The sequence below is a fragment of the Paenibacillus sp. FSL R7-0163 genome (assembly GCF_037969975.1).
Taxonomy (GTDB): Bacteria; Bacillota; Bacilli; order Paenibacillales; family Paenibacillaceae; genus Paenibacillus_AQ; species Paenibacillus_AQ odorifer.
In genome coordinates this window covers 6663905-6690182 of sequence record NZ_CP150224.1, presented here as the reverse complement: position 1 = coordinate 6690182, position 26278 = coordinate 6663905, and the positions used below count along the sequence as shown (strand labels likewise).

The following is a 26278-nucleotide window of genomic DNA, read 5'->3' as shown; positions in this document are numbered from 1 at the left end:
CTACTTCCATTATATTCTCTCATATCCAGCTACAGCAATCCTCAAAACCCTTATAATTCAGATATTTCTACAATATCTCTCCCTTTTGGTCTATGCTATGATTTGGAAAGAGAGGAGATGAATGAAATGGCTTTAATAGAGTGCAAATTTTATTCTGAAGTACTAGGTTTGAATACCTCAATGACTGTAATTTTGCCGCAAAAAACAACTACACAAATCGGGATGAGTAATGTAACAAGAGGTGATCTTCACCCTACTTTGTATTTACTGCATGGCTTGTCTGACGATGATTCGATCTGGCTGCGCCGGACTTCCATAGAACGGTATGTAGCGGAGATGGGGATAGCTGTGGTAATGCCGAATGTGCACCGCAGTTTCTACACAGATATGGCCATGGGGGGCCGTTATTGGACCTTCATTAGTGAGGAGTTGCCGATGCTGGCGCGCTCATTTTTCCCGCTTTCCGATAAACGCGAGGAGAACTTTGTAGCCGGGTTGTCGATGGGTGGTTATGGAGCGATTAAGCTGGGACTGCGTAAACCGGAATCTTTTGCAGCAGCAGCGAGTTTGTCTGGAGCACTTGATATGGCGCATAATTTCTTGAACGGGGAAGGTGCTACCACTAAAAGCAAAGAATACGAAATGATCTTCGGAAAAGAAGATACCGCCGGAACGCCGGAAGACCTTCTTTGGCTGCTTGAGGAAGTGAACCGCTCCACGGGACCAAAACCAGCGTTGTATCAATGCTGTGGCACAGAAGATTTCCTATACACCGATAACTTGAGATTCCGCGATGCCTGCCAGGCAACCTCACTTTCTTTAACCTACGAAGAAGGTCCGGGGACACATGAATGGGGATACTGGGATGCCAAAATCCGCGATGTGCTGGCATGGCTACCTTTAAGAAGTAACTAGCTGTACTTATTAGACAACAAAAAGATGCAGCCATAAGCTGCACCTTAATATCTGTTCTACTCAGATTGCCCTCTTCGGAGGGTTCTTCTCGCTTAATTGCTTACCGTCCTTATAAGGACGCCGAAGGCAATTATGCTTGTTTGGTGATTTTTTTAAATAATCCAGTCTGTTCTGTGATTCCTTTTTCAGCAGCAAATCTTTCAATACTCGATGCACCAAAGAATCCGTCTATGCCTTCTGTCCGTTCAATTACGTACGCCGCATCTTCTGGCTCTGCAATCGGTCCGCCGTGACAAATCACCATAATATCTGGATTTACTGCTTTCCCTGCTTTAATAATCGCTTCGATTCTTTCTACACAATCATCCAATGTCAGAGCAGTCTTAGCTCCAATTGTACCTTTGGTAGTCAAGCCCATATGTGCCACCAAAATATCTGCGCCGGCTTCTGCCATGGCTTTTGCTTGCTCAGGATCAAATACATAAGGAGTGGTGAGCATATCCAATTCATGCGCAGCTCTAATCATATCTACTTCTAAACCATATCCCATGCCGGTCTCTTCTAGATTCTGTCTGAATACGCCATCGATCAAACCTACGGTTGGGAAATTTTGTACGCCGCTAAAACCTTGTTCCTTAAGTTGTTTTAAATAAACCTCCATTACTCTAAATGGATCTGTTCCGCATACGCCTGCTAATACAGGGGTGTTTTTTACAACAGGCAATACCTCCGAGCCCATTTCGACCACAATTTGGTTGGCATCCCCATAAGATAATAACCCTGCCAGTGATCCACGGCCTGCCATTCTGTATCTTCCTGAATTATAAACAATCAGCATATCTGCTCCGCCAGCTTCGCTGCTTTTTGCAGTAATTCCAGTGCCAGCCCCCACGCCTAAAAGAATCTTTCCATTTGCCACTTCTTCTCTAAACTTCGCCATGATTTCAGTTCTTGTATTTTTGTTCATGTGTAACGCCTCCATTTAAATATTTATTTATCTTATAAAAGCCTTATTTGCTCATGAGATCTATTAGCTTCTGCGCTGCTGCTTCTGCAAACTCCACATCATTAATGGCACAATCCATTTCGATAACCTCTACAACATTTCTGTTTACACCATTTCTTAAAGTATCAAATAACATTTGATCTTCCTCTACCCCATAAAAAGCTTCCCCTGCAACATCAATGCCGGATATCCCTTTAAGCGGCAGCATTAACACCGTTTTCTCTTTGGCCATATTTAATTTCTCGACAAGCTTTTTGCCGATGGCTTCATTTTCTTCTACTGTTGTTCTCATCAGAGTAACTGTTGGATTGTGTTTATAAAACTTATGTCCAGCAAATTTGGCTGGTACCGTATCATAAGGGCCAAAGTTGCACATATCAAGCGCGCCTACCGAGACAACCTGTGGAATATGATGTTTACCAGCAGCTTCTAACCGATGAGGTCCAGCATTCAGCACGCCGCCAATAATTTCGTCCGCCCATTCTGTTGTGGTCAGATCCAATACACCTTCAATAAAACCAGCCTCGATTAGCGCTTCCATGGACTGGCCACCTACACCTGTTGCATGGAATACAAGCACTTCATATCCTCTAGCTTCAAGATAGTTACGGGCTGCCGTCACACAGGGGGTTGTTACCCCAAACATTGTTGTAGCTATTAATGGTTTTTTCTCTATCACTTGTTTATTCTCAAATTTAAGCATACCGGCGATGGCGAAAGCTGCGTTAGTAAAAATCTTTGTTGAAATAGAGTTCAGTCCGGCAACATCCACTACGGATGGCATCATGACAATATCACTAGTGCCTACATATGGAGCAGTATTCCCTGAAGCTACGGTCGAAACCATCACTTTAGGTACACCAATAGGTAATGCCCGCATACCCGGTGTTACAAGTGAAGTGCCTCCAGTGCCCCCAAAGGAGATAATTCCATCAAATTTGCCTTGCTTATATAATTCAGGTACTAATTTTTCCATACCTTTGGCTAATAATTCTGTTGCTAGTGCTCTATCTTTTTTGGCAACGAGCTCATCTATACTTACACCCGCAGCTGCTGCTACTTCTCTATTAGAGATATCCGGTGTAAAAGTGGGCTCAAACACACCTGTATGAATTGTAAACGTACCCAGCTCCAAGCTTTCCAATAAATTTTTAATGTAGAGATATTCTTCACCCTTGGTGTCAAAAGTTCCGGCAATAGCAATCGTCTTCATTTCTTCAACCTCCTCTTCAAATATCTGCAACAAGAAATATAAGCATAATGTATAATGTGAAACTTATGCTTTCTTATATTTCAAAAAAAAAGCATGATCAACTTATGAGTTAATCATACTTCTTTGATTTATAGATGAAAACGCTTTTATGTCTTATGTTTTTGTGTTTATGTTAGATTTATATTGTTTTGGAGAGTACCCTTTATACTTCTTGAACATTTTGCTAAACTGCGCATAATCCTGGTATCCAACTAATGGCGCTAGCTCAGATAACTGGATATGGTCTCTATGTAATATTTCCGCCGCCTTATCCATCCGAAATTGCACAAGATACGTTTGGAAGCTGCATCCTACTTTTTTGGTGAACAAACTGCTCAAGTAACTTCGGGATACATGCGCCACCTTAGCTAAATCTGCAAACAAGATATCATTCATATAATTTTGAGCTACGTATTCTTTAACAAATTCAACATAATCATAGTGCTTTGTGATGCCATCTAACATTTTGACCATAAAATCATCTTCATCCAGCGTCCCCGACACTTTAAAAGCTTTGGTTATATTCGTAATGGACTTCTCCGATGGAATTCTTTCAAAAGCAGAGCCACCGATATATCCCATCAAGTTTTGATTATTGCTGTACATATATTGCACATCAATTGGCGTTTTCACCGGACCACCGTAAACCAGCTTAATTAAATCTGGCTTTAACTCATTGCATGTATTAAATATCTTGTCCGCTTTAACCTTGGCCGCTTCCAGAGAGAATACTTTCTTAGCGCCTAATAACCCGCCTTCTGTTAGACCTAGATGTGCACAAATAATGTCCGCTCCAGCCTCAATCATCTGTGCTGCCTGGATTTCGTCAAATACAAAGGCAATGGTAAACAAATCCTTCTCATGGGCTATTCTTATGGCTTCTACTTCAAGTAGATAACCATTCCCCTCTTCTTCGAGCGCTTCTCCAAATTGACCATCTATTAAACCAACCGTGGGGTAATTATTAATGCCGGCAAAGCCTCTATTCTTTATTTCACTTATATAGGATTCCATATCTTTTGTCGGATCAGTTGCATTGAGGCCAAAAATAATAGGGATATCTCTGACCAACGGTATGATCTCTCTAGATGCAAAGTCCATCACCATATCATTGCTATTACAAAATGGTAAAATACCAGCGAGAGAGCTCCTCCCCATCTGGCGAAATTTACCCGAGTTTAACATCAGAATGAAATCAGCTCCACCCTGCTTCGCATACTTTGCCGTTATACCAGCACCGGTGGCTACTCCAATAATATGATTGCCTACTTTTAATTCCGATCTAAGCTCGTCTAGGGTTTGCTTTCTGTTCATATCTACGAACCCTCCTATCCTAACCTAAGGATAACCGTAAAGAATACTGCTAATCCAGTCATAGTTCATTTAGATAATAAAAAAAATCCCGCCTGCCACCTATAAAGGTCTGAGGCGAGATTTGATATTGATACGGTTTACAATATAGCATCCCCGTGTTGTACAACCCATTCATTAGCTTCGTGCAATGCCAGCTCCGCCCGTTCAATTGCAGCCTTCACCTGAACGGTTGCTGTGCCGCCATAAACGTTACGAGCGTTAACTACAGCCTCCGGCTGAAGAACAGCATAGATATTCTCGTCGAAAAGCGGTGAAAATTGCTTGAACTCTTCCAGCGTCAGATCCAAGAGGAACTTGCCTTCATTGATACAGTAGAGTACCGTTTTCCCGATTACTTCATGCGCTTGGCGGAAAGGAAGGCCCTTGCCTACCAAGAAGTCGGCGATATCCGTTGCATTCGAGAAATCCGTGTTCACAGCTTCACGCATACGACCTTTGTTCACCTTCATAGTGGAGATCATCGGCGCGAACAATTGCAGTGCACCAGTCAGCGTAGTAACCGTATCGAACATGCCTTCTTTGTCTTCCTGCATATCCTTGTTGTACGCCAGTGGCAATGATTTCAGCACCGTCAGCAAGCCAATCAGGTTGCCGTAAACGCGGCCTGTTTTGCCCCGTACCAGTTCTGGTACGTCAGGGTTCTTCTTCTGCGGCATAATGCTGCTGCCTGTGCAGAAAGCATCATCCAGTTCTACAAAGCTGAACTCTGTGCTGCTCCACAGCACCAGTTCCTCACTGAGTCTGGATAGATGTGTCATGATAAGGGAGGCATTCGCCAAAAACTCCACGATGAAATCGCGGTCGCTGACAGCATCCAGACTGTTCTCATACACACTGTCAAAACCCAGTTGTTCCGCTACAAAATGACGGTCAATCGGGAAGGTCGTTCCAGCAAGCGCTCCTGCTCCGAGTGGCAGCACGTTGATCCGTTTGTAGCTGTCCGTCAGACGTTCTGCATCGCGGCGGAACATCGATACGTAAGCCAGCAAGTGATGAGCAAACAGGATCGGCTGTGCCCGTTGCAAATGCGTATAACCAGGGATAATGGTCTCCACATTGTCTTTTGCTTGTTCGATCAAAGCTTCCTGCAGCTCATGCAGCAAACTAACTAGCTCAACTACACGACCACGTAAGTAAAGGTGCATGTCCGTCGCCACTTGATCGTTACGGCTACGTCCTGTGTGCAGCTTACCGCCAACTGGACCGATTTCCTCGATCAGATGTTTTTCAATATTCATATGGATGTCTTCATCCGATACTGAGAAAACAACCTCTCCAGCATTAACCTTGTCCAGCACTTTGTTCAGACCTTGTTTGATTGTTTCCACGTCTTCTTGTGGAAGGATTCCGCATTTGCCCAGCATCGTGACATGTGCCAGACTGCCTTGCACATCCTCTTTGGCCAAAGCCTTATCAAAGCCAATGGAAGCCGTATATTCCTCCACCAGCTTGTTCGTTCCTTTAGTAAACCGTCCGCCCCAAAGCTTGCTCACCTGTTGTTTCCTCCTCTTGGACGCCAGAGGGCCGCTCCTATCCTGACGGGAGGAACGGCCTTCGGGGTTGCCCGTTTAAGTTTATGTTATCGTACTATTTAGAAGCTCCATTTACACCTGTAGAAACCTTAAGGCGCAATGCGTTCAAGTGGATAAAACCAGTGGCATCCCCTTGATCATAAGCTTGTGTAGGATCAGCTTCCATCGTTGCAATCTCAGGATTGTACAGGCTGACTGGGCTCTTCACTCCAGCGCCGATGATGTTGCCTTTGTACAGTTTAAGACGAACAGTACCCGTTACATTTTGTTGGCTCTGTGTTACAAGAGCTTGCAGTGCGATACGCTCTGGAGCGAACCAGAAACCATTATACACCAAAGTGCTGTAACGAGTGATCAGGCTGTCACGCAGGTTCATCACTTCACGGTCCATCGTGATGGATTCCATTTTGCGATGAGCGACGAACAGGATCGTTCCACCTGGAGTCTCATACACGCCGCGGCTCTTCATGCCGACAAAACGGTTCTCAACCATATCTACACGTCCGATGCCGTGTTTACCACCTAGATCATTCAGTTTCTCCATAACTTGAAGGGGTGATAAAGACTCCCCATTCAGGGCTACGCAGTCTCCCTTAACGAATTCGAGCTCCAAATATTCCGCTTCATCCGGAGCATCCTCAGGAGCATTGCTCAGTAGGAACATTCCTTTGTTCTCTGGTGCACTTGGATCAAACCAAGGATCTTCCAGTACGCCGCTCTCATAGCTGATATGCAGCAAGTTACGGTCCATCGAATACGGCTTCGCCGCAGAGGCTTGTACCGGAATATCATTAGCTTCCGCATAAGCGATCATTTCCGCACGACCTGGGAATTGATTGCGGAACTCTTCTAGACGCCAAGGTGCGATCACCTTGATGTTCGGAGCCAATGCAGCTACGCCAAGCTCGAAACGGACTTGGTCGTTCCCTTTGCCTGTCGCGCCGTGCGCGATAGCCGTTGCGCCTTCAGCGATGGCGATATCTACCATGCGCTTAGCGATCAATGGACGAGCAATACTAGTTCCGAGCAAGTATTGGCCTTCATAAAGTGCGCCAGATTGGAACATCGGGTAGATGAAATCGCTAGCGAACTCATCGCGCAGGTCGTCGATGTATACTTTCGATGCGCCAGTAGCGAGTGCTTTTTCCTCCAGACCGTCGAGCTCTTCTTTTTGGCCGATATCGGCTGTGAAGGCGATGATCTCCGCGTCATAAGTTTCTTTAAGCCATTTCAAAATAACGGATGTATCCAATCCGCCGGAATAGGCGAGTACAATTTTTTCTTTAGCCATGGTGTGGCAACTTCCTTTCGTGTGGGGGGTATAAGATTCGCTTAAATGCGCTTATAGAACTCCGGTGATAAAGCGCAACTACGTGAAATGTTTGGACTTCCGGTCGCTGTTATAATCAGATTTCTATGATTGTAGTCTGCCTTCGCAGATGAAATCTGATTATAAAGGCGAACGCTAACGCTCCTACAGTTCCAAACTTTCACTTCATTGCTCCGCACCGGAATTCCAGCGCTACTTATTAAGTTCATCTTATATAGTATTTTATATAATCTTAGACCAATATAAGTTCAATCCTAATTATCTATAATTCCTTAACTCATCAACGCAGCCATTAAAGCTTTTTGCGCATGCAGGCGGTTCTCAGCCTGATCAAAGATCACCGAGTTAGGGCCGTCAATCACGCCTGTGCTGACCTCTTCCTCACGGTGGGCTGGCAGACAGTGCAGGAAGAGATAATCGCTCTTAGCGCCTTTTACAAGCTCCTCATTGACCTGATAGTCCTTGAATGCCGCTTCGCGTGCCTTTTGCTCCTCCTCGAAGCCCATACTCGCCCATACATCTGTATAGATGACGTCAGCGTCTTGTACAGCTTCTTGCGGGCTGCGAGTGATCACAATCTTCGCTCCGGTTTCTTTAGCGATCTCACGAGCTTCTGCGACAACCGCTTCATCCGGCTCATAACCTTCCGGTCCGGCGATAGATACGTCCACGCCCAGCTTAGCTCCGCCAATCATTAAGGAATGCGCCATATTGTTGCCATCGCCGATGTAAGCCAGCTTCAGGCCTTTGAGCTTTCCTTTGTGCTCATAAATTGTTTGATAATCCGCCAGCACTTGGCAAGGATGTGCCAGGTCACTAAGACCATTGATTACCGGAATAGAAGCATAACGAGCGAGATCTTCAACCTTGTCATGACCGAAGGTACGGATCATAATTCCATCGAGATAACGTGACATTACTTGCGCTGTATCACCAACAGTTTCTCCGCGTCCAAGCTGGATATCATTTTTGCTCAAGAAAAGGGCATGCCCTCCCAGCTGATACATTCCAACTTCAAACGACACACGCGTACGTGTAGAGGATTTTTCAAAAATAAGTCCAATCGTCTTTCCCTTCAGCGGCTGAAATTCTTCGCCATTTTTCTGCTTCTTCTTAAGCTCAATCGCCGAATCAATCAGATACGTAATTTCCTCCGGGCTGTAATCGTTCAGCTCCAGTAAATCACGGCCTTTCAGTTGCTGCGCAATGGTGTGCTTGTTACTCTGTACGCCCTGACTCATGAGCTTACCTCCCCGTTTGCTTGTTTAGCATAAGTATGAATGAGTTCGCATAGGATGTCCACCGCTTGGTCGATCTCCTCTTTGCTTACATATAGATTTGGCAGCAGACGAAGAACATTAGGACCGGCTGTCACGAACAACAGGCCTTTCTTTTGTCCAGCCAGTACAATATCGCCTACTGGGGATTGACATTCAATCCCGATCAACAGCCCTTTACCACGGATATCCTTCACAAAAGAACAATCCGCCAGCTTCTCTTTCAAAAGACCTGTCAGGTACTTACCCATATCTTCGGCGCGCTGTGGAAGCTCATCTTCCAGCATCGTCTCAATCGTTGCTGCCATAACAGCTGTTGCTAGCGGTGTTCCCCCGAAGGTGGACGCATGGCTGCCCGCTGAGAAGGCTTCACGCAAATATCCTTTGCCAAGCATTAAACCTGCCGGGAACCCACTAGCAATCCCCTTAGCCAAGGTGAAAATATCCGGCTCAATTCCATAATGCTGATGAGCGAACAGCTTGCCTGTACGTCCCATACCTGTCTGTACTTCATCTACAATCAGAAGCAATCCGTGTTTCTTACACAAGGCCACTACAGCGTTCAAGAACTCAGGTTCTACCTCAAGCACGCCACCCTCTGCAAGTACCATCTCCAGCATGATAGCAGCTGTATGATCTCCGATAGCAGCTTCTAACGCTGGGAGATCATGCAAGGGTACGGTCTTGAAACCTGCTGGAAGCGGCAGGAAGCCTTCTTTTACCTTTTGCTGGCCTGTAGCTGTTAGTGTTGCCAGTGTGCGTCCATGGAAGGATTGTTCGAATGTGATAACCTCATAACGGTCGACACCTTTAATCTTCTGATGGTAACGGCGGGCCAGCTTAATAGCAGCCTCATTCGCTTCTGCCCCGCTATTGCAGAAAAACACTTGATCAGCGCAGCTATTCTCTGTCAAAAGGTTGGCAACTTTATCTTGTCCCGGAATATGGAACAGATTCGAGACATGCCAGAGCGTATCAATCTGATCCTTCAGCTTAGCGCCGACTTTTTCAGGAGCATGACCTAGACTGGTCACAGCCAATCCACTGGTGAAATCCAGATACTTATTGCCTTTATCATCCCATACCCAGGTACCCTTGCCTTTAACTAAGCTGATATCATATCTGGCGTAAGAAGGGAACACTGCACTCAGCTTGCCTGCTGCAACATCCGGTGTACCTGATCCTACTGTATCGGTCTGCTGTGCCCCTGCTTGCGAATCCAACTCCGCTTGTGTAAGCTTGCTCATTCTAAGTCACTCTCCCATCGGCTGCTCCTGTGAACAGGCTGCGCCTCTAATTTGTATTCATCTATGATTCTACGAACGAATAATACGTGTACCTATCGCTTCACCTTGCAGTACTCGACTAAGCACCCGCGGTTCTTTTCCATCCACAATGATAACCTCTGATACGCTGCCCTGAATGCAATCTAAAGCTGCCCGCACTTTAGGGATCATGCCACCGTAGATTTCTCCACTTTCGATCAAGGCTTCAATTTCCTGTACAGTAACGGAGGGAAGCACAATCTTTTCACCTTCCACTGTACTCATGATGCCTGGCACATCTGTGACGACGATCATTTTGGGAGACTCCACATAGGAAGCAACTGCCCCTGCTGCCGTATCTGCGTTAATGTTGTAGCGCTGACCTGCTGTATCTACTCCGATAGGTGCAATGACAGGAATATAACCCATCCCAACAATACCAGTTAAGATCTCAGCCTTAACTTCTGTTACTTCTCCTACCAAACCTACTTCGGCGCTGTTCGCCACTGGTTTAGCAATAATCATATTGCCATCGATGCCCGAAAGCCCCAGAGCTAGACCGCCGCTCCCTTGAATTCGCCGGACAATCGCCTTGTTTATACTCCCTGCCAGGGTCATCTCTACAACATCTAGTACTTCCTCGGTGGTTACTCGCAGGCCATTCACAAAGCTGCTTTCAATGCCCAGTTTGGCTAGATTCTCAGAAATGGCTGGCCCTCCACCATGAACAATTACTGGCTGAATGCCCTCTTCCTGCAAATCTCGCAAATCCTCAAAAAAAGAATCAGGTAGAGCGGCAAGCGTACTGCCGCCGCATTTCATTACAAACAATCCACTACCATCTAAAGCATCTATAAGTTCAAGCTCGCTATTTAGCGTCATATGATCGGTATCCTTCCCTTATGGGCTTAACACGCCATAAATTAAGTGCGATATGCGGCGTTAATACGCACATAATCGTAAGTTAGGTCACAGCCCCAAGCCGTTGCTTTTCCGCTTCCATCATGCAGATCTACAGTGATCAGCACAGTTTCACTTTTTTGCAAATAGGCCAAAGCCTTTTCCTCGTCAAAAGCAACTGGCTTCGAGTGCAAAAGCACCTCAATATCCCCTAACGAAATGTTCACATGCTCCGGCGATACCGGAACACCCGCGCGTCCAACCGCAGCAATAATCCGCCCCCAGTTCGCATCCGCTCCAAAAATAGCAGATTTCACTAGACTAGAACCAACCACTGTCTTGGCAATCGCTGCCGCCGCCTCATCATGAACAGCACCATTCACTTGAACCTCAATCAGGTGAGTTGCACCTTCGCCATCTCGAGCAATCGCTTTGGCAAGCGTCTGGCACACATAAGTGAATCCAGCAGCAAAAGCGTCCCAATCCGGATGCAGCCGTGTCAGCTTCTCATTACCGGCAAGCCCACTCGCCATCGACACTAACATATCATTGGTGCTAGTATCTCCATCGACTGTAATCCTATTAAAAGTAACATTCGTAGCTGAACGTAAAAGACTAAGCAAATCCTCCGCTGCAATATCAGCATCCGTGGTCATAAAGCCAAGCATGGTAGCCATGTTAGGATGGATCATCCCTGAGCCCTTTGCAGCTCCGGCAATTGTAACTTCTACACCGCCAACGAGCACCTTCACGGCGATCTCTTTTTTAACTAAATCAGTGGTAAGTATAGCTTGGCAGAATTCTTCCGCGCCAATAGCTCCTCCGTCCAGCTTCTCTGGTATTGCAGTAATTCCGCTACGTACGCAATCCATCTTCAACAGTTCACCGATAACTCCAGTCGAAGCAACTGCCACATCATTAACGGCCACACCTAAATGCTTAGCCGCAGCAGCGCGCATCTCATAAGCATCTGCTTCACCTTGTTCGCCTGTGCAGGCATTGGCATTCCCGCTGTTCACGATAACCGCCTGCAATACTCCGTTCGAAAGGCTTTCCCGAGTCACTTTCAGCGGAGCCGCCTGAAAAACATTCGTCGTATACACAGCCGCAGCCGTTGCCGGAACTTCACACAGAATCACTCCGAGATCGTTGCGATCTGTTTTTTTTAATCCACAATGCAATCCTCCGGACTTAAAACCCTTAGGTGAAGTGATGCTTCCACCCTCCAAGGTGGTAAATAACTCAATCTCGCTCATATTATTTGTACCGCTGATCCTTATGGATACACAGGTGTGTAGCCGAGGCCAAGGGTTTCCTCCCATCCCATCATCAAATTAAGGTTCTGTATTGCCTGCCCTGCCGCACCTTTTACAACATTATCAATGACGGAGACTATGGTCACCCGCCCTGTACGAGTATCTGTTGCAAATCCGATATCACAATAATTAGAGCCGCTAACTTCTTTTGTCGCCGGAATCACACCTATATCACGCACCCGCACATATGGCCGGCCCGCATAATATTCACGGTATAAATTCACAAAATCCTGCTCCGTATAATTGTCCGTCATCCCTGCATACATCGTACTCATAATTCCCCGGCTCATCGGCACGAGATGTGTGGTGAACGTTACCGTTACCTTTTCTCCAGCAACCTCTGTTAGTGTCTGCTCAATTTCTGGTATATGTTGATGCTTATTGATTTTATAAGCTTTAAAGTTCTCATTAATCTCTGCGTAGTGCACCATCAGGCTTGTTCCGCGTCCTGCTCCAGTAACTCCTGATTTCGCATCAATAATAATACTGTCATGCTTAATCCAACCTGCCTGAATTGCAGGAATTAGTCCAAGAAGTGTAGCAGTAGGATAACAGCCTGGATTAGATATAAAATCAACCCCAGCCGCACGCTCTCCAAACACCTCGCAAAGTCCGTATACAGCCTGCTCTAGATATTCATCAGCCGGAGCGGGATGTTTATACCAGTGCTCATAATCTGCACCATCCTTTAATCGGAAATCACCGGACAGATCCACGACCTTAAGTCCAGCTTCCAGCAGCTGCGGTACCAGCTTTGCGCTCACACCCGACGGCGTCGCCGTAAATACCACATCTGCCCGCTCAGCCATCTGAGCCGGGTCAACGCCATCCAGCCTTCGATCAATGATACCCGTCAAATGCGGAAAACCTTCCTCTATAGCATCCCCTGCACTTGATGAGGAAATTACCGAAGTAATCTCTACCTTAGGATGACTTTGTAGCAGCCGAATCAGCTCTACGCCCCCATAACCCGTTGATCCAACAATCGCCGCTCTCAGCTTGCCTTCCACTGTCATCCCCACTTCCTGCTTATCATGAATTATAATAAATAATATAATGCATACCGTCTTAGAAATATGTATTATTATACGACTCAATTAATATAAATACAACACATAGTGTTAACTTTCTTTATTCCTAAATATAATTGTATTTACAAAAAAAGAGAAGCATAGCTTCTCCTTGAGGAGAAATTACACTTCTCTTTTAAACCCTTCACCCAGCACCTCATGCGCCTCAGTTATAATCACAAAAGCACTAGTATCTACCGATTGAACAATCGCTTTTAATCTGGAAACCTCATTCTGGCCTACTACAACCATCAACACCGTACGCTCATCACCAGTATAACCGCCATGTGCATCCAGCTTCGTCAGACCCCGATCCAGATCATTTAAAATCGCCTCAGATATTTCTTCCGTCTTGTCCGAGATTATGTAAGCCACCTTTGTATAACGGAAGCCTACCTCTATCGCATTAATCGCCTTACCTGTAACAAACAGACCGATCAGTGCATATAGTGCTTGTTCCATACCGAGTATAAAAGCAGCCAGCACAATAACCGTCCCGTCCAGCAGCACTACGGAAATCGAGAAGCTGAGACCGGATATCTTTTGAATAATCTGCGCCAAAATAGTAAGTCCACCTGTCGAGCCCCGTCCGCGGAACACAAGACCTAACCCCACCCCCACACAGATACCGCCATAAATGGAGGCTAAGAGTGGATTGGTGGTAGGTGCAGGCAAATCTTTTGTCAACAAGATAAAGAGCGGCAACACAAAGCTCCCAAGCAGCGAGCGAACTCCGTATTGTTTACCCAAGAAGATTACCCCGAGTACAAACAACGGAATATTAAGCGCCCACTGCGTAAATGCCGGTTCAGCCCCAAACCAAGCTTCAGCCAATACAGACAGACCGGATACACCACCAGAAGCAATATGATTAGGCAGAAAAAAAAGATTAAACCCCAGCGCTGTAACTAGCGATCCGAGCAAAATTAACATCGTATCCACCACATGTCGGAGTGGCCCATTCAGAGGAATCAGTGGGGGTTTATTACGTGAATTGACTTTTTGCATTTCAAAGGCTCTCCTTAAAGTGTCATCTTGCTCTACGAAAGAAGAAACGGCCATCCCATCCTAATCCATGAATGGTATCCGTTTCCCCGAAACTCTCTTTTATTCTGCCTCAATCTTGATCTGGCTACGCAAGTAACCATCAATGAATGCATCAATATCTCCGTCCATCACAGCGCCAACATTCCCCGTTTCCACGGAAGTACGGTGATCCTTAACCATGTTATACGGATGGAATACATAGGAACGGATCTGACTGCCCCAAGCAATATCGGATTGCTCACCGCGAATCTCATCCAAATGCTGCTGTTGCTCTTGCAGTTTGCGCTCATATAGCTTGGAACGCAGCATTTTCATCGCTTGTTCGCGGTTTTTGATCTGTGAACGTTCGTTCTGACAGGTTACCACCACACCCGTAGGTAAGTGAGTAATCCGTACCGCGGAGTCTGTGGTATTAATATGCTGTCCACCGGCGCCACTTGCACGATACGTATCGATCTTAAGATCCTCCGTACGAATCTCAACCTCTACATCATCGGCAATTTCCGGAACGACATCACAGGATACAAAAGAAGTATGTCTTCTGCCCGAAGAGTCAAACGGAGAAATCCGTACTAGCCGATGTACACCTTTTTCAGCTTTCAGATATCCGTAGGCGTTGAAGCCTTTAATAAGTAGTGTGACACTCTTAATTCCCGCTTCATCACCCGGTAAGTAGTCCAGCACCTCAACCTTGAATCCACGTTTTTCAGCCCAACGAGTATACATCCGCAGCAGCATCTGGCCCCAGTCTTGGGATTCCGTACCGCCCGCACCCGGATGGAGCTCAAGAATAGCATTCAGCTTGTCATACGGCTGGTTAAGTAGCAATTGCAGCTCGAATTCATCAACTTTACTGCCTAAACTGCTGATCGTCTCCCCAATCTCTGCCGCAAGACCTTCATCGCCCTCTTCATCCGCAAGCTCCGCCATCATTGCAGCATCGTCGTATTCTTGTTGCAGCTTCTCGTATTGATCCACGGACGATTTCACGGCATTCATCTCGCCGATCACGCTCTGTGCCTGCTCTGGATTATCCCAGAAGCCTGGAGCAGCCATTTTTTCTTCAAAGTTCGAGATCATCTCTTGCTTAAGATCTAAGTCAAAGAGACCCCCTAAGGTCAGTTAGTTTCTTGCCTATTTCACGCAGATCCTGCTTTACATTAGCTTCAATCATATGGTCACTTCACCTTTCAAAATAGGTTGTTACGGTCCTCGCTATTGGAAAGTTAGTAATGAGTGAATGTTCAGCCATTCCGAGAAGGATTGGACTTCCGATCGCTGTTGTTTCCAGATTCCTTGAATTGATAACCGCATAGCGGTTGGAATCCAGAAACAAAGGCGATCACTCCGTTTCTCCAGTTCCAAACCTTCTCTCCATTCCTCATTCACTCAAGTGCTAAATATCCAAAAAAAGCGACTGGGCCGTAAACGGGGGATACCCCCGGGCCCAGCCGCTCTTTATGGTTAGTATACCCATAGAGATCAGGGTTAAAGACTTACATCTTCAACACCTGAATATGAGCGCTACTAAACGTTTGTCTTATGCGTTTTGACCGTGGCAGTTCTTGTACTTCTTGCCACTTCCGCAAGGGCAAAGATCATTACGACCAGCCGCAGCCTCAACATGTACCGGACGTTTCTCAGCAGGTTCGCTGTTAGTGGAAATTTTATTTTCCTCTACAACGGATTGACGCTCCTGATTTGTCTCGATGTGAGCCTTCATAATATAAGTAGCTACTTCTTCTTGAATCGTAGCCGTCATAGTATTAAACATTTCGAAACCTTCGAATTGATACTCGCGAAGTGGATCTGTACCACCGTAAGCACGCAGGTGAATCCCTTGACGCAATTGATCCATCGCATCGATGTGATCCATCCACTTGCTGTCTACAGAGCGCAGCACGATTACCTTCTCGAATTCACGCACCAATTCTGAACCCAGGCGTTCTTCACGAGCAGCATATTTCTCAAGTACACGTTCGAAGATGTACTCAATGATCTCTTCTGCTTCTTTGCCCCACAGAATATCGCGAGTCAAAGCACCTTCTTCAAGCAGCTTGCTGTTTACGTAATCAGCAACTTCTTGCAGCTCCCAGTTCTCAGGAATATCGTCACTGCAGTGTGCGTGAACAATACGTTCAATAACCGGCTTGATCATTTCAAGTACGATATCTTTAATATTTTCAGACTCCAGAATCTCACGGCGTTGTTTATAAATAATTTCACGCTGTTGATTCATCACGTCATCATATTGCAATACGACTTTACGAATATCAAAGTTATTACCTTCAACACGTTTCTGAGCAGATTCCACAGCACGCGTAATCATGCGGCTCTCAATCGGCTGATCTTCCTCAAACCCAAGGCGATCCATCATACTCAAAACGTTGTCAGCGCCAAAACGCTTCATCAACTCATCACCAAGGGATAAGTAGAATTGTGTAGAACCTGGGTCCCCTTGACGACCCGCACGACCACGCAGCTGGTTATCAATCCGGCGCGATTCATGACGCTCTGTACCAATGATATGCAGACCTCCAAGATCTGTCACACCTTCGCCCAGAACGATGTCCGTACCACGACCTGCCATGTTGGTAGCAATCGTAACTGTACCTGGCTGACCTGCATGTGTAATGATTTCAGCTTCAGCAGCGTGATGCTTCGCGTTAAGCACTTGGTGTCTAACGCCTTTGCGCTTCAGCATTTCAGATACGAGCTCTGAATTCTCAATCGATACTGTACCAACAAGTACAGGTTGGTTCTTTTTGTGACGCTCTACAATTTCTGCCACAACAGCGTTGAACTTACCGTTCTCACTCTTGTAGACGACATCTGGCATATCTACGCGCTGATTCGGTTTATTCGTAGGGACTTGAAGAACTTCAAGACCATAAATCTTCTTGAACTCTTCTTCCTCAGTTTTAGCTGTACCTGTCATACCACCCAATTTGCGATACATACGGAAATAGTTCTGGAAAGTAATCGTAGCAAGCGTCATGCTCTCATTCTGTACTTCGATTTCTTCCTTCGCTTCAATCGCTTGATGCAAACCGTCACTATAACGACGGCCTGACATTAAACGTCCCGTAAATTCATCAACAATAACGACCTCACCCTCGTTAACAACGTAGTCTACGTCACGACGCATAATTACGTTTGCTTTCAGGGCTTGGACGATATGGTGATTCAAGGTTACATGACTGTGATCATACAAGTTCTCAATACCAAAAGCGCGTTCAGCAGTAGCTACACCTTTTTCAGTCAAGGCTACGGACTTCACTTTGATATCAACTGTGTAGTCTTCTTCAGCTTTAAGCTTTTTCACAAAACGGTCTGCTGCAAAGTACAATTCAGTAGACTTCTCAGCTTGTCCGGAAATGATAAGAGGTGTACGGGCTTCATCAATAAGAATGGAGTCCACTTCATCAATAATACAGAAATAAAGAGGGCGCTGAACCATTTGTTCTTTATAAAGCACCATGTTGTCACGCAAATAATCGAAACCAAATTCGTTGTTCGTGCCATACGTAATATCGCAGGCGTAAGCATCTTGTTTATCAGCATGGTCCATACCGCTTAGGTTAACCCCAACCGTCATGCCCAGGAAGTTATAGATTTGTGCCATTTGTGCGCTGTCGCGCTGAGCCAAATAGTCATTGACCGTTACAACGTGTACGCCTTTACCAAGCAAAGCATTCAAGTACACCGGCAATGTTCCTACTAGAGTCTTACCTTCACCAGTCTTCATCTCGGAGATTCGGCCTTCATGCAGAGCCATACCACCAATTAACTGTACATCAAAATGCCGCATGCCAAGCGTCCGTTTGGAAGCTTCACGTACGGTTGCAAACGCCTCAGGAAGAATTTCTTCCAAGGTTTCGCCTTTCTCAATACGGGCGCGGAACTCTTCCGTCTTAGCTTTTAAAGCTTCATCGGATAGTGCTACAAATTCCGGCTCCAATCCATTAATTACATCGACTGTCTTCATGAGACGTTTAACGTCACGATCGTTTGTGTCTCCGAATATTTTCTTTACAAGTCCTAGCATGGTTAACCCCTTTCATGCAACACAGATGGTGGAACCGAGCCCATCCTCACAAAATTGAAAGGGCCATTTATAAATTCGATTCCGCTGCTTCATAAATTGTAACAGTTTGTAAGAGATGCCGCAATACAAGGTGTAACAGCCACATTTTTCATATATACGCACAAGAGCCCTATTCGCTATAAGCGAATAGGGGCTCGGTTTAAATTTCTTAAGTCCTGACTAACTCTCGAGGCCCTTTATACTTAGAGCATAACTGGCATCATCGTATCTTAGCCCTGTTCAATCAGTCCATATTTACCATCATCACGTTTGTAAACTACGCTAACTTCCGAGGTGTCGATATTGGAAAACACAAAGAAATTATGTCCTACCATGTTCATTTGAAGAATCGCTTCTTCCACATCCATCGGCTTCATCGTAAAGCGTTTGTTCCTAACCACTTCTAAATCATCATAATCTTGTTCTTCTACAGCAACAGCGGCACTAGCTCCATCCACAAACAGCGTCTTGAGTCCCTCTTGACGGAACTTCCGATTCAGCTTCGTTTTGTGTTTGCGAATTTGACGTTCCAGCTTGTCCACAACGGCGTCTATGGAAGCATACATGTCATCGCTGCGATCTTCCGCACGAAGCGTCACGCCAGCAAGCGGAATGGTTACTTCCACCGTATGAAGGCCGCGAACTACGCCAAGCGTCACAGCCCCTTCAGAGGTAGGGGGTGCTTCGAAATACTTCTCAAGTTTGCTGAGCTTCTTATCAACATACTCTCTCAAAGCGTCGGTCACGTCAATTTGTTGACCTCGAATGGTGAATTGCATGGCCACTCCTCCTTTAGTTACACCTTCATTATACCAAATTGTAAGCGCTAAGTAAAAAGCAATTCCTTACAGCCCTTACATTTAGATAACAAATGTTGTCATAGCGTTCACAAATAAAACAAGTCCGGTGAGAGCAACCAATCGCCCTACCGGACCAAAAGTAAACCTGTCGTTATTATAGTACGGATCCCACTCTTATATTCTCCGAATGAAATCACATAAGGTCAGGCTATTTGGTATGAATTTGAATGATTTCTACAGGAGACCATTGAGAACCCGATCCTGCAATAACATATACCTTATAGGCAGTATTTGCTGCTAAACCAGTTAGGGTCTGTGTACGTTTTACACCAGGAGTAAACGTAAGTGTGTCAGTCCATGGAGCAGCCAGTGCAGTACCGCTACCATTTTGGCCTAAAGCAATCTGTGCTGCAGTAGGTGCCTTCTCATTTGCTGGCAATACTACATATCTAACTGGTGTTGTAGTGCCACCTGTCGTACCATATTTAATATATACATCTGCTGTAACTGTACTAACTTGTCCTGGCTCAAAAAGCGAAATCGAGCTAGCAGTAGCTTGAGCAGTAGTCAACCGAACTGTCGTTACAGTAGACAAGTTACCAGCTGCATCCGCAAGCGTGATATATGTTGCATATTCTGTACCAGGATTCAATCCGTAAACAGAGAATGTAACCGTTGTGTTAGCTACAGTCGCAACACTACCATGGATACCACTTGCAGTCCCGTTACTAATTTGTCCTTTTTCCACCTGTAATGCAGTTGGAGCAATTACATCAGCATTATAAGGAGCTACAACATAGTATACTGCACCAGTTACGGAAGGTGTCAGGTATACATCCGCTGTGACCGAACCAACATTACCGTAGGTTGCCCCACTTACTGTTGGCGCTGTGCTACTTCCGCCACCGTTACCACCGCCAGAACCTCCGCCAGTACTACCACCTGGAGCAGCAGTTGGGGTTGGTGTAGCTGTTGGTGTCGGAGTAGCCGTTGGAGTTGGTGTAGGTGTTACACCACCACCTGTGCCACTACCAGGATAATAGATAGCTGAAGTATTGATAATACCTACAGCCTCGGCACGTGTTAACGATCTCTTAGGACCAAAGGTTCCATCTGGATAACCGTTAACAATCTTCTTTTCCACTGCGGCTGCTACAGCACCTTTTGCCCATGCTGCAATTTGTGCATTGTCTTTAAATTTGTTCGAAGTTGTATTGGTGCTCAATTTAAGTAATTTTGCAGTAATTACAGCTGCTTCTTCTCTTGTAAGCGGATTATTAGGACGGAACGTATTATCCTCGTATCCTCCGATATATCCAGCTTCCACGGCTTTAGCCACTTCACTGTAATTCCAGTTTGTGCTCTTCATGTCTTTGAAAGTTACTGTTGCTTTAGTTGTAAACCCTAACAGGCGATTTACCATAGTCACATACTCACCACGCGTAATTGCTTTGTTTGGTTTTACCGTTCCATCTGGGTAGCCTCCAAGGTAACCTCTATCTAGCCATTCCTGCAGCTGACCTTGCGCCCAGTGGCCTTGAATATCCTTAGGTACAGCTGCAGCAGATACGCTGCCGAGAGACCCCAATAACATACTAGTACCTAATATTCCGGTCATAAGACCGCGCCACATCTTCTTCATCCTGCTAATCACCCTCCTAATTGTTTTGATAGCTTAGGCTATATTGAATTTCTTCGTGAATGTAGTAACCTAGGCTAACATAGTGTGTGTCGAGGTAAGATAAACAGCTCAACGTATATCTATTACCCACCTTTTGCAGAGTTCTAACATTTTCCATAAAATGAATTTACAAAATAGGCTATTTTCTTTACTAGGATTGGCTATACTAGACACATATGAACGCACAAAAAAAGGATCTTGGAAGATTCCAAGATCCCTGCTAGCGCTGTCTAAATTGCTAACCATCTACTTATATGTAGTTCGGCTTCGCCGGATGATTATAATTTGATTACGTTAGCTGCTTGTGGTCCACGTGCACCTTCAACGATATCGAATTCTACGGATTGACCTTCATCCAATGTCTTGAAACCATCAGTTTGAATCGCGGAAAAGTGTACGAATACGTCGCCACCGTCTGCAGTCTCGATAAAACCATAACCTTTTTCTGCGTTAAACCATTTTACTTTACCTTCCATTGATTAAACATTCCCTTCGTCATCAGATGAACGTGAGTCTTGCTCACAATTCGACTATACCACCGTAACTTCTTTATTGTCAATTGGAAAAGAAAATGTTTACATTCAATAATTTACCACGTAAAATAAACTATTAAATTTCCCATAAACAAGAAATAGATTCGGTACAATGATCAAAAAAAGGAGCAGACGGTATTTAATACCCGTCTACTCCTATAGTGAAACAGAGATAAAATTATTTTTTGCGATCCATAAGAAAACTGTCTGGGGTGTAGGCGGCCTCGTAGGCGTTGCGTTGGGTTTTGGCCTGTTCTCTCTGTTGAAGCCACTTAGCTGCCTCACTTTTAAGTTGTTGCATTCTTGCAATTATCATAGGATCGGCTTCCAACAACTCTCGTAACTGATGCTGCTCGATTACACCGATCGACTGTTTTCTTACCTGCTGTTCGAGCTGATCTATCAAATTTTGACGTTGTTCGACGAAATCATTTAATTCTTCATATGAACAATTATCTAGTCTATTAATAATATCTTGAGTAATCTTGTTTAACTCTAAGATACAATTATCCATGGGCCTTCTCGTGTGCTGGTACCAGCTTTGACGCCTCCAACCAAGTTAAGCGGAACTCAGTCAAATACTGTAACGCCTCTTCTGCAGGAACCTTGTCTTTCTTCACATTCGCCTGAATCAACAAATGATTTATATATTCGTATAGATCATACAAACTTTTAGATATGTCATAGGTAGGATCCAGTGTTGACATCAATTCACTAACAATTGTCTGCGCTTTACCCAGGTTAATGTTTGTCTTTTGATAGTCAACTGAATCGATTCCTTCCATACCCGCCCTTACAAATCTAATCGCTCCATCAAATAACATAATCAGTAACTGTGAGGGGGTCGATGTTTTTACCGATGACTGACGGTATTTTTCATAAGGAGAATTTATCATTTGTGTCACCCTTTACTTAAAAGTCCATTTTTAATCTTTTTCATTCTATTACATTAAGTTTATAGGCATTAATAGCTACTACTCCGTATTCAATAGTTACGAGGGAACTAGTATTTAGTTTATATATCGGCATTTGATGAATGTTATTGCAGTCTTTTTCCGAATAATCTCAAGAATTTGTTAATACTGGTTAAACCTCGAGTAATGTTTGTATCTTCTCTATATAACTGTTATATATCTATTAAAAAATGCTGCTGTGCCCAACATCTTTGCTTAAATTTACATCTAATAGATCCGTCTATTTCTTTATAAACAACCATTCCACTTTCAATGTTCTTTTCATAGACTGAAGCACCAATCCCTACCGAAACTCTATCGCCAATTATACAATTACCAACAATCGAGGAATAAGGTAATAATGATACACCTTTCCCTAGCTTCGGATAGATTCCATTTTGAGCTCCAACCGTACTACCTTGCCCAACGACTAAGAAATCGGAATATTCAGCCTTGCCCAGCACCGTTCCCACAGTGTGAAAGAGCAAAAAAATATTCGGTAAGTTCGTATCATACATACAGCTAAATCCATGAAGTGCTTTATTAATATAAAAAATTTTATTAGCTAATGCCGTATCTCCACTTTCTTTCCATACGGTATTCGACAAGAACCAAAGAAAAACAGCGTATTGATCGGAATGCAGATGATTGAGGAATGTGGTGCCATTTTTCCTGTAAAACTCCAAAGCTATCTTGGAAAAACAATACTCTGTACGATCTAAGTCAAGATCAAATAGAGAGTTCCCAACTTCTTTAAAACGAACTATTTGTTTGTCTGAAAAAAATGATTAAGTTGAGCTAATGTGTACTCTTTAAAGTTATATAAAGGTAGGGATAGTTCCATTAGAAACGCTCCTTTCCATTAACATATTGTTGAATCAAATTCTCCAGTATATTTAAACAATTTTGCGGTATGAAATTAAAATCAGCTTGCACACGACAAATATTAACCGCTGGAAATTTTACTGTTTTTGCATTTGATATCAATTCAACTTCACAACCAGTATGATCTGAAATTCCTTCAACCCATTGTTTATTAGTAGTATTAGTACCACTTGCTACATTATACATGCGCTCTTTACCACTGTGTGAGATTTGAATAAGCAACTCTGCTACATCGCTTACAGTAATGTAGTCCTTTTCCGAATCTAACGTGGTTTGAAGAACAATCTTCCCATTATTTACAGCATCTTTAATAATAGAGTAGATGAAATTATTGGAAGAAAAATCATTTCCACAGACATTTGATACACGAGCCACTCTCACGTTTGGTCTGCTATCCATGAGACAAAGAGATTCTCCGGTAATTTTTGATAAGTTAAATAAGTCTTCCGCTTGAAACGGATTTACGAGGAGTTGATCCTCTTCTTCACCCATCTCATCGGTGTTTTGATTTACATAGACACGAGTTGAAGATAAATATAGAAATGATTCAAATGTAGCCTTCTCTAATAATTCTGCTAGAAAACTGATATGTGCTCTTATCGTGTCAAACGGGCGTTGGCGAAAATCCGAGGTAACCCCGGCACAATATATAACATGCCCCAGATGGTCATTGAATAAGCTTAAATCTTCACGACTAGGTCCGTATGCTTCAATCCCGAGTTGTCCTAGTCTGTGCATAACATGGCGTCCGATAAATCCTTTTGCTCCTATAACAGTAGTTTTCATCCTCTCACCCCTACCATTTTCGCCGGATTGCCAACGTTAATCGTATATGGCTTTAACTCACCATTCACCAATGAATTTGCCCCAACCACACATCCCTGTCGCAAGATTGCACCATCCAAGATAACACTATTTGCCCCGATCCATACATCATCTTCTATTACAATACCGCCTCGACCTTCCATAAAACGTTGTTCTCTTATCTTCTGGTGACGAGATCGAAACTCATGATTTACGGGTGCTAAAGTACAATTTGCTGCTATGAGGACATCTTGTCCAATTTTAATTCCATTACCTGAATATAAAACACACCCTGAATTTATATAAGTATCTTCACCAATTATGACATCACCAGTACCACCGGTAGGTTTTATCTTAACAAAGGAATCTATCATTACACCCTTTTTAATTACAATTCGAGTGCCTCGTAGAGAAGGTTCAATATCTGCAAATTTTGAAATTGTAGCATGTTCAGATATAAAAAGCATTTCGATCACTCCTACAAATTCCAATTCGGAAAGTTTCTATCTTTATCATTCATAATATAGTTTGTTAATGGCCAACGAATTCCAAAAGTAGGATCGTCCCAGCGTACACCAGTTGCACAATCAGGATGATAGAATTCCGACATTTGGTAGAAGACCTCTGTATTATCCTCTAATGTTTGAAATCCATGCGCGAAACCCTCTGGTACATACAGCATTCGACCATTATTCTCATTCAATTCAATAGCATACCATCTAAGATATGTATCTGATGTTTGGCACAAGTCTATGATAACATCATAAATAGCACCTCTTGTACATCGTATCAATTTAGTCTCTTCGAAAGGCTTGACCTGATAATGCATGCCTCTTACAGTGCCTCGTCTATGATTAAAAGAAACATTACATTGAAGAAAATCATCTTTCAAATCATGTTTTATAAATTCCTCTTTACAAAATGTTCTCGCAAAGAAGCCCCGTTCATCTTGATGAGGCTCAATTTCAATTAAATAAGCACCTTTTAATGGCGTTTCTAAAAACTTCATGAAATCACCACCACTTCAGGGACCGGAATAATCCATTTACCTCCCCATTCACGGATAAAGGAAGTCTGCTCTATAATCTCTTCTTTTAAATTCCAAGGCAGAATAAATACATAATCTGGTTTTGTCTGTTTCAACAGATCGGGAGAATATATAGGGATTCTTGAACCAGGTAGAAAGGTCCCTTGCTTATATGGACTACGATCAACTGTATAGTTTAAATAATCACGATCGATACCACAATAATTAATTAACGTATTTCCTTTAGCCGGCGCTCCGTATCCTACAATCGTATTCCCTTGTTCCTTAAGGTCTAATAGAAAGCTCAAAATCGTTCTTTTTAATTGAACTGCCTTTGTATGAAATCCCTTGTACATCTCAATATTTGTCATACCAAACAATAATTCTTTTTCTAATAATTCATTAATAGCTGTACTTGCTGAAATATCTTTATTTTCTAAATGGCATGCATATATCCGTATAGAACCGCCATGAGTCTCCAACTGTTCAACATCATAAATCGAAAGATTATGCTTAGCAAACAGTCGGAAAACTGTTGTAAAAGAAAAATAAGAATAATGTTCATGATAAATTGTATCAAACTGATTATGTTCTATTAGTTGTAGTAAATGGGGGAATTCCATAGTTATAGTCCCGTAAGGCTTCAAAAGAATTTTCATACCTTCCACAAAATCATTGAGGTCAGGAACATGGGCAAGTACATTATTACCTAGTAAGAGATCTGCCATCTTCCCCTCACCCTTTAAGGATCTAGCTAATACAGTTCCAAAAAAGTTCACCGAAGTGTCTATCCCTTTTTCAATTGCAGATTTTGCAACATTCGCTGCGGGTTCAATTCCCAACACAGAAATACCCTTTTCTTTGAAATACTGCAGCAAATAACCATCGTTACTGGCGATTTCAACTACATTTGTGTTACTTGTATAATGAAATATATCTACCATATGTTCAACATATTTGCGACAATGCTCTAACCAACTATCCGAATAACTGCTGAAATATGCATATTCACTAAATATATGTTCTGGAGACTCAAAATCCTCTACCTGAACCAAATAACAATTTTCACAGACATAGGTTCTTAATGGATACATATACTCCATTTGGCTTACAGACTTTACATAGGAATTCGCCAAAGGGGAAATCCCCAAATCAAGAAATACGGTATTAAGTTCTGTACCACAAAAACGACAAATTCCGTTCGACATTCATTCATATCTCCTT

At 43.8% G+C, this 26278-nt stretch carries 24 protein-coding genes; 1 reads left to right on the top strand and 23 read right to left on the bottom strand.

What is annotated here, in order from left to right; all coding sequences use genetic code 11:
• Positions 1–126 precede the first annotated feature (126 nt).
• Positions 127–915 carry an alpha/beta hydrolase family protein gene (locus NST45_RS29350; protein ID WP_036678530.1) on the top strand — a complete coding sequence of 263 codons (789 nt, stop codon included), beginning with the start codon at positions 127–129 and terminating at the stop codon, positions 913–915.
• Between the two features lie 130 nt (positions 916–1045).
• Here NST45_RS29350 and NST45_RS29345 read toward each other — a convergent pair whose 3' ends face one another.
• From NST45_RS29345 to NST45_RS29235, 23 genes are all read right to left on the bottom strand, one after another.
• Complete coding sequence (locus NST45_RS29345; protein ID WP_042192344.1) at positions 1046–1882, bottom strand: phosphoenolpyruvate hydrolase family protein; 837 nt, start codon at positions 1880–1882, stop codon at positions 1046–1048.
• Positions 1883–1925: 43 nt separating this feature from the next.
• Positions 1926–3134 carry a Tm-1-like ATP-binding domain-containing protein gene (locus NST45_RS29340; RefSeq protein ID WP_076099668.1) on the bottom strand — a complete coding sequence of 403 codons (1209 nt, stop codon included), beginning with the start codon at positions 3132–3134 and terminating at the stop codon, positions 1926–1928.
• A gap of 153 nt (positions 3135–3287) precedes the next feature.
• On the bottom strand, positions 3288–4487 hold the full coding sequence (locus tag NST45_RS29335) for a phosphoenolpyruvate hydrolase family protein (protein WP_036678524.1): 1200 nt from the start codon (positions 4485–4487) through the stop codon (positions 3288–3290).
• Between the two features lie 137 nt (positions 4488–4624).
• Entirely contained in the window at positions 4625–6040 is a 1416-nt protein-coding gene (argH, locus tag NST45_RS29330; protein WP_036678523.1) for an argininosuccinate lyase, read from the bottom strand.
• Between the two features lie 94 nt (positions 6041–6134).
• Complete coding sequence (locus NST45_RS29325; RefSeq protein ID WP_036678522.1) at positions 6135–7370, bottom strand: argininosuccinate synthase; 1236 nt, start codon at positions 7368–7370, stop codon at positions 6135–6137.
• A gap of 311 nt (positions 7371–7681) precedes the next feature.
• Positions 7682–8650, bottom strand: a complete 969-nt coding sequence (gene argF / locus NST45_RS29320; RefSeq protein WP_339824429.1) for an ornithine carbamoyltransferase — start codon at positions 8648–8650, stop codon at positions 7682–7684.
• Entirely contained in the window at positions 8647–9933 is a 1287-nt protein-coding gene (locus tag NST45_RS29315) for an acetylornithine transaminase (RefSeq protein ID WP_339824427.1), read from the bottom strand. The genes argF and NST45_RS29315 overlap by 4 nt, the downstream gene beginning before the upstream one ends.
• Before the next feature lie 69 nt (positions 9934–10002).
• A complete protein-coding gene (gene argB, locus NST45_RS29310) occupies positions 10003–10833 on the bottom strand; it encodes an acetylglutamate kinase (RefSeq protein WP_339824425.1) in 831 nt (276 codons plus the stop codon).
• 41 nt (positions 10834–10874) lie between these two features.
• Entirely contained in the window at positions 10875–12107 is a 1233-nt protein-coding gene (argJ, locus tag NST45_RS29305) for a bifunctional ornithine acetyltransferase/N-acetylglutamate synthase (protein WP_339824423.1), read from the bottom strand.
• 20 nt (positions 12108–12127) lie between these two features.
• Complete coding sequence (gene argC / locus NST45_RS29300) at positions 12128–13177, bottom strand: N-acetyl-gamma-glutamyl-phosphate reductase (RefSeq protein ID WP_218642606.1); 1050 nt, start codon at positions 13175–13177, stop codon at positions 12128–12130.
• 183 nt (positions 13178–13360) lie between these two features.
• Positions 13361–14245 carry a YitT family protein gene (locus tag NST45_RS29295; RefSeq protein ID WP_036678511.1) on the bottom strand — a complete coding sequence of 295 codons (885 nt, stop codon included), beginning with the start codon at positions 14243–14245 and terminating at the stop codon, positions 13361–13363.
• A gap of 99 nt (positions 14246–14344) precedes the next feature.
• A protein-coding gene (prfB, locus tag NST45_RS29290) for a peptide chain release factor 2 (protein ID WP_143758633.1) occupies positions 14345–15458 on the bottom strand; the annotation gives its coding sequence in 2 pieces (ribosomal slippage) (positions 14345–15385 and positions 15387–15458; 1113 coding nt in all).
• 366 nt (positions 15459–15824) lie between these two features.
• Positions 15825–18332, bottom strand: coding sequence for a preprotein translocase subunit SecA (gene secA, locus NST45_RS29285; protein WP_076107034.1), 2508 nt, complete (start codon positions 18330–18332; stop codon positions 15825–15827).
• 269 nt (positions 18333–18601) lie between these two features.
• Entirely contained in the window at positions 18602–19150 is a 549-nt protein-coding gene (raiA, locus tag NST45_RS29280; protein ID WP_076107032.1) for a ribosome-associated translation inhibitor RaiA, read from the bottom strand.
• A gap of 229 nt (positions 19151–19379) precedes the next feature.
• Positions 19380–20813 (bottom strand): S-layer homology domain-containing protein, encoded by a 1434-nt coding sequence (locus NST45_RS29275; RefSeq protein WP_339824421.1) that lies wholly within the window; start codon positions 20811–20813, stop codon positions 19380–19382.
• A 317-nt stretch (positions 20814–21130) separates the two neighbouring features.
• On the bottom strand, positions 21131–21328 hold the full coding sequence (locus tag NST45_RS29270; protein ID WP_019915069.1) for a cold shock domain-containing protein: 198 nt from the start codon (positions 21326–21328) through the stop codon (positions 21131–21133).
• Between the two features lie 235 nt (positions 21329–21563).
• Positions 21564–21899 carry a hypothetical protein gene (locus NST45_RS29265; RefSeq protein WP_076107029.1) on the bottom strand — a complete coding sequence of 112 codons (336 nt, stop codon included), beginning with the start codon at positions 21897–21899 and terminating at the stop codon, positions 21564–21566.
• Positions 21892–22281, bottom strand: a complete 390-nt coding sequence (gene fliS, locus NST45_RS29260; RefSeq protein WP_076107027.1) for a flagellar export chaperone FliS — start codon at positions 22279–22281, stop codon at positions 21892–21894. The genes NST45_RS29265 and fliS overlap by 8 nt, the downstream gene beginning before the upstream one ends.
• Before the next feature lie 230 nt (positions 22282–22511).
• Complete coding sequence (locus NST45_RS29255) at positions 22512–22856, bottom strand: hypothetical protein (RefSeq protein WP_339824419.1); 345 nt, start codon at positions 22854–22856, stop codon at positions 22512–22514.
• A gap of 325 nt (positions 22857–23181) precedes the next feature.
• Positions 23182–24009, bottom strand: a complete 828-nt coding sequence (locus tag NST45_RS29250; protein ID WP_339824417.1) for an NAD(P)-dependent oxidoreductase — start codon at positions 24007–24009, stop codon at positions 23182–23184.
• A complete protein-coding gene (locus tag NST45_RS29245) occupies positions 24006–24494 on the bottom strand; it encodes an acyltransferase (RefSeq protein ID WP_339824415.1) in 489 nt (162 codons plus the stop codon). The genes NST45_RS29250 and NST45_RS29245 overlap by 4 nt, the downstream gene beginning before the upstream one ends.
• Positions 24495–24505: 11 nt before the next feature.
• Positions 24506–25036 (bottom strand): dTDP-4-dehydrorhamnose 3,5-epimerase, encoded by a 531-nt coding sequence (rfbC, locus tag NST45_RS29240; RefSeq protein WP_339824413.1) that lies wholly within the window; start codon positions 25034–25036, stop codon positions 24506–24508.
• Positions 25033–26262, bottom strand: coding sequence for a class I SAM-dependent methyltransferase (locus NST45_RS29235; protein WP_339824411.1), 1230 nt, complete (start codon positions 26260–26262; stop codon positions 25033–25035). Before NST45_RS29235 ends, rfbC begins: the two co-directional genes overlap by 4 nt.
• Between the last annotated feature and the right edge of the window lie 16 nt (positions 26263–26278).

Excerpts from the sequence above, each read along its gene's own strand:
- NST45_RS29250 (WP_339824417.1), bottom strand. The coding sequence starts at position 24,009 with ATGAAAACTACTGTTATAGGAGCAAAAGGATTTATCGGACGCCATGTT.
- NST45_RS29270 (WP_019915069.1), bottom strand. The coding sequence starts at position 21,328 with ATGGAAGGTAAAGTAAAATGGTTTAACGCAGAAAAAGGTTATGGTTTT.
- rfbC (WP_339824413.1), bottom strand. The coding sequence starts at position 25,036 with ATGAAGTTTTTAGAAACGCCATTAAAAGGTGCTTATTTAATTGAAATT.
- secA (WP_076107034.1), bottom strand. The coding sequence starts at position 18,332 with ATGCTAGGACTTGTAAAGAAAATATTCGGAGACACAAACGATCGTGAC.
- NST45_RS29245 (WP_339824415.1), bottom strand. The coding sequence starts at position 24,494 with ATGCTTTTTATATCTGAACATGCTACAATTTCAAAATTTGCAGATATT.
- NST45_RS29335 (WP_036678524.1), bottom strand. The coding sequence starts at position 4,487 with ATGAACAGAAAGCAAACCCTAGACGAGCTTAGATCGGAATTAAAAGTA.
- NST45_RS29345 (WP_042192344.1), bottom strand. The coding sequence starts at position 1,882 with ATGAACAAAAATACAAGAACTGAAATCATGGCGAAGTTTAGAGAAGAA.
- NST45_RS29325 (WP_036678522.1), bottom strand. The coding sequence starts at position 7,370 with ATGGCTAAAGAAAAAATTGTACTCGCCTATTCCGGCGGATTGGATACA.
- NST45_RS29295 (WP_036678511.1), bottom strand. The coding sequence starts at position 14,245 with ATGCAAAAAGTCAATTCACGTAATAAACCCCCACTGATTCCTCTGAAT.
- NST45_RS29350 (WP_036678530.1), top strand. The coding sequence starts at position 127 with ATGGCTTTAATAGAGTGCAAATTTTATTCTGAAGTACTAGGTTTGAAT.
- NST45_RS29255 (WP_339824419.1), bottom strand. The coding sequence starts at position 22,856 with ATGTATGATACGAACTTACCGAATATTTTTTTGCTCTTTCACACTGTG.
- raiA (WP_076107032.1), bottom strand. The coding sequence starts at position 19,150 with ATGCAATTCACCATTCGAGGTCAACAAATTGACGTGACCGACGCTTTG.
- fliS (WP_076107027.1), bottom strand. The coding sequence starts at position 22,281 with ATGATAAATTCTCCTTATGAAAAATACCGTCAGTCATCGGTAAAAACA.
- argF (WP_339824429.1), bottom strand. The coding sequence starts at position 8,650 with ATGAGTCAGGGCGTACAGAGTAACAAGCACACCATTGCGCAGCAACTG.
- NST45_RS29275 (WP_339824421.1), bottom strand. The coding sequence starts at position 20,813 with ATGAAGAAGATGTGGCGCGGTCTTATGACCGGAATATTAGGTACTAGT.
- NST45_RS29265 (WP_076107029.1), bottom strand. The coding sequence starts at position 21,899 with ATGGATAATTGTATCTTAGAGTTAAACAAGATTACTCAAGATATTATT.
- argJ (WP_339824423.1), bottom strand. The coding sequence starts at position 12,107 with ATGAGCGAGATTGAGTTATTTACCACCTTGGAGGGTGGAAGCATCACT.
- NST45_RS29235 (WP_339824411.1), bottom strand. The coding sequence starts at position 26,262 with ATGTCGAACGGAATTTGTCGTTTTTGTGGTACAGAACTTAATACCGTA.
- NST45_RS29340 (WP_076099668.1), bottom strand. The coding sequence starts at position 3,134 with ATGAAGACGATTGCTATTGCCGGAACTTTTGACACCAAGGGTGAAGAA.
- argB (WP_339824425.1), bottom strand. The coding sequence starts at position 10,833 with ATGACGCTAAATAGCGAGCTTGAACTTATAGATGCTTTAGATGGTAGT.
- NST45_RS29315 (WP_339824427.1), bottom strand. The coding sequence starts at position 9,933 with ATGAGCAAGCTTACACAAGCGGAGTTGGATTCGCAAGCAGGGGCACAG.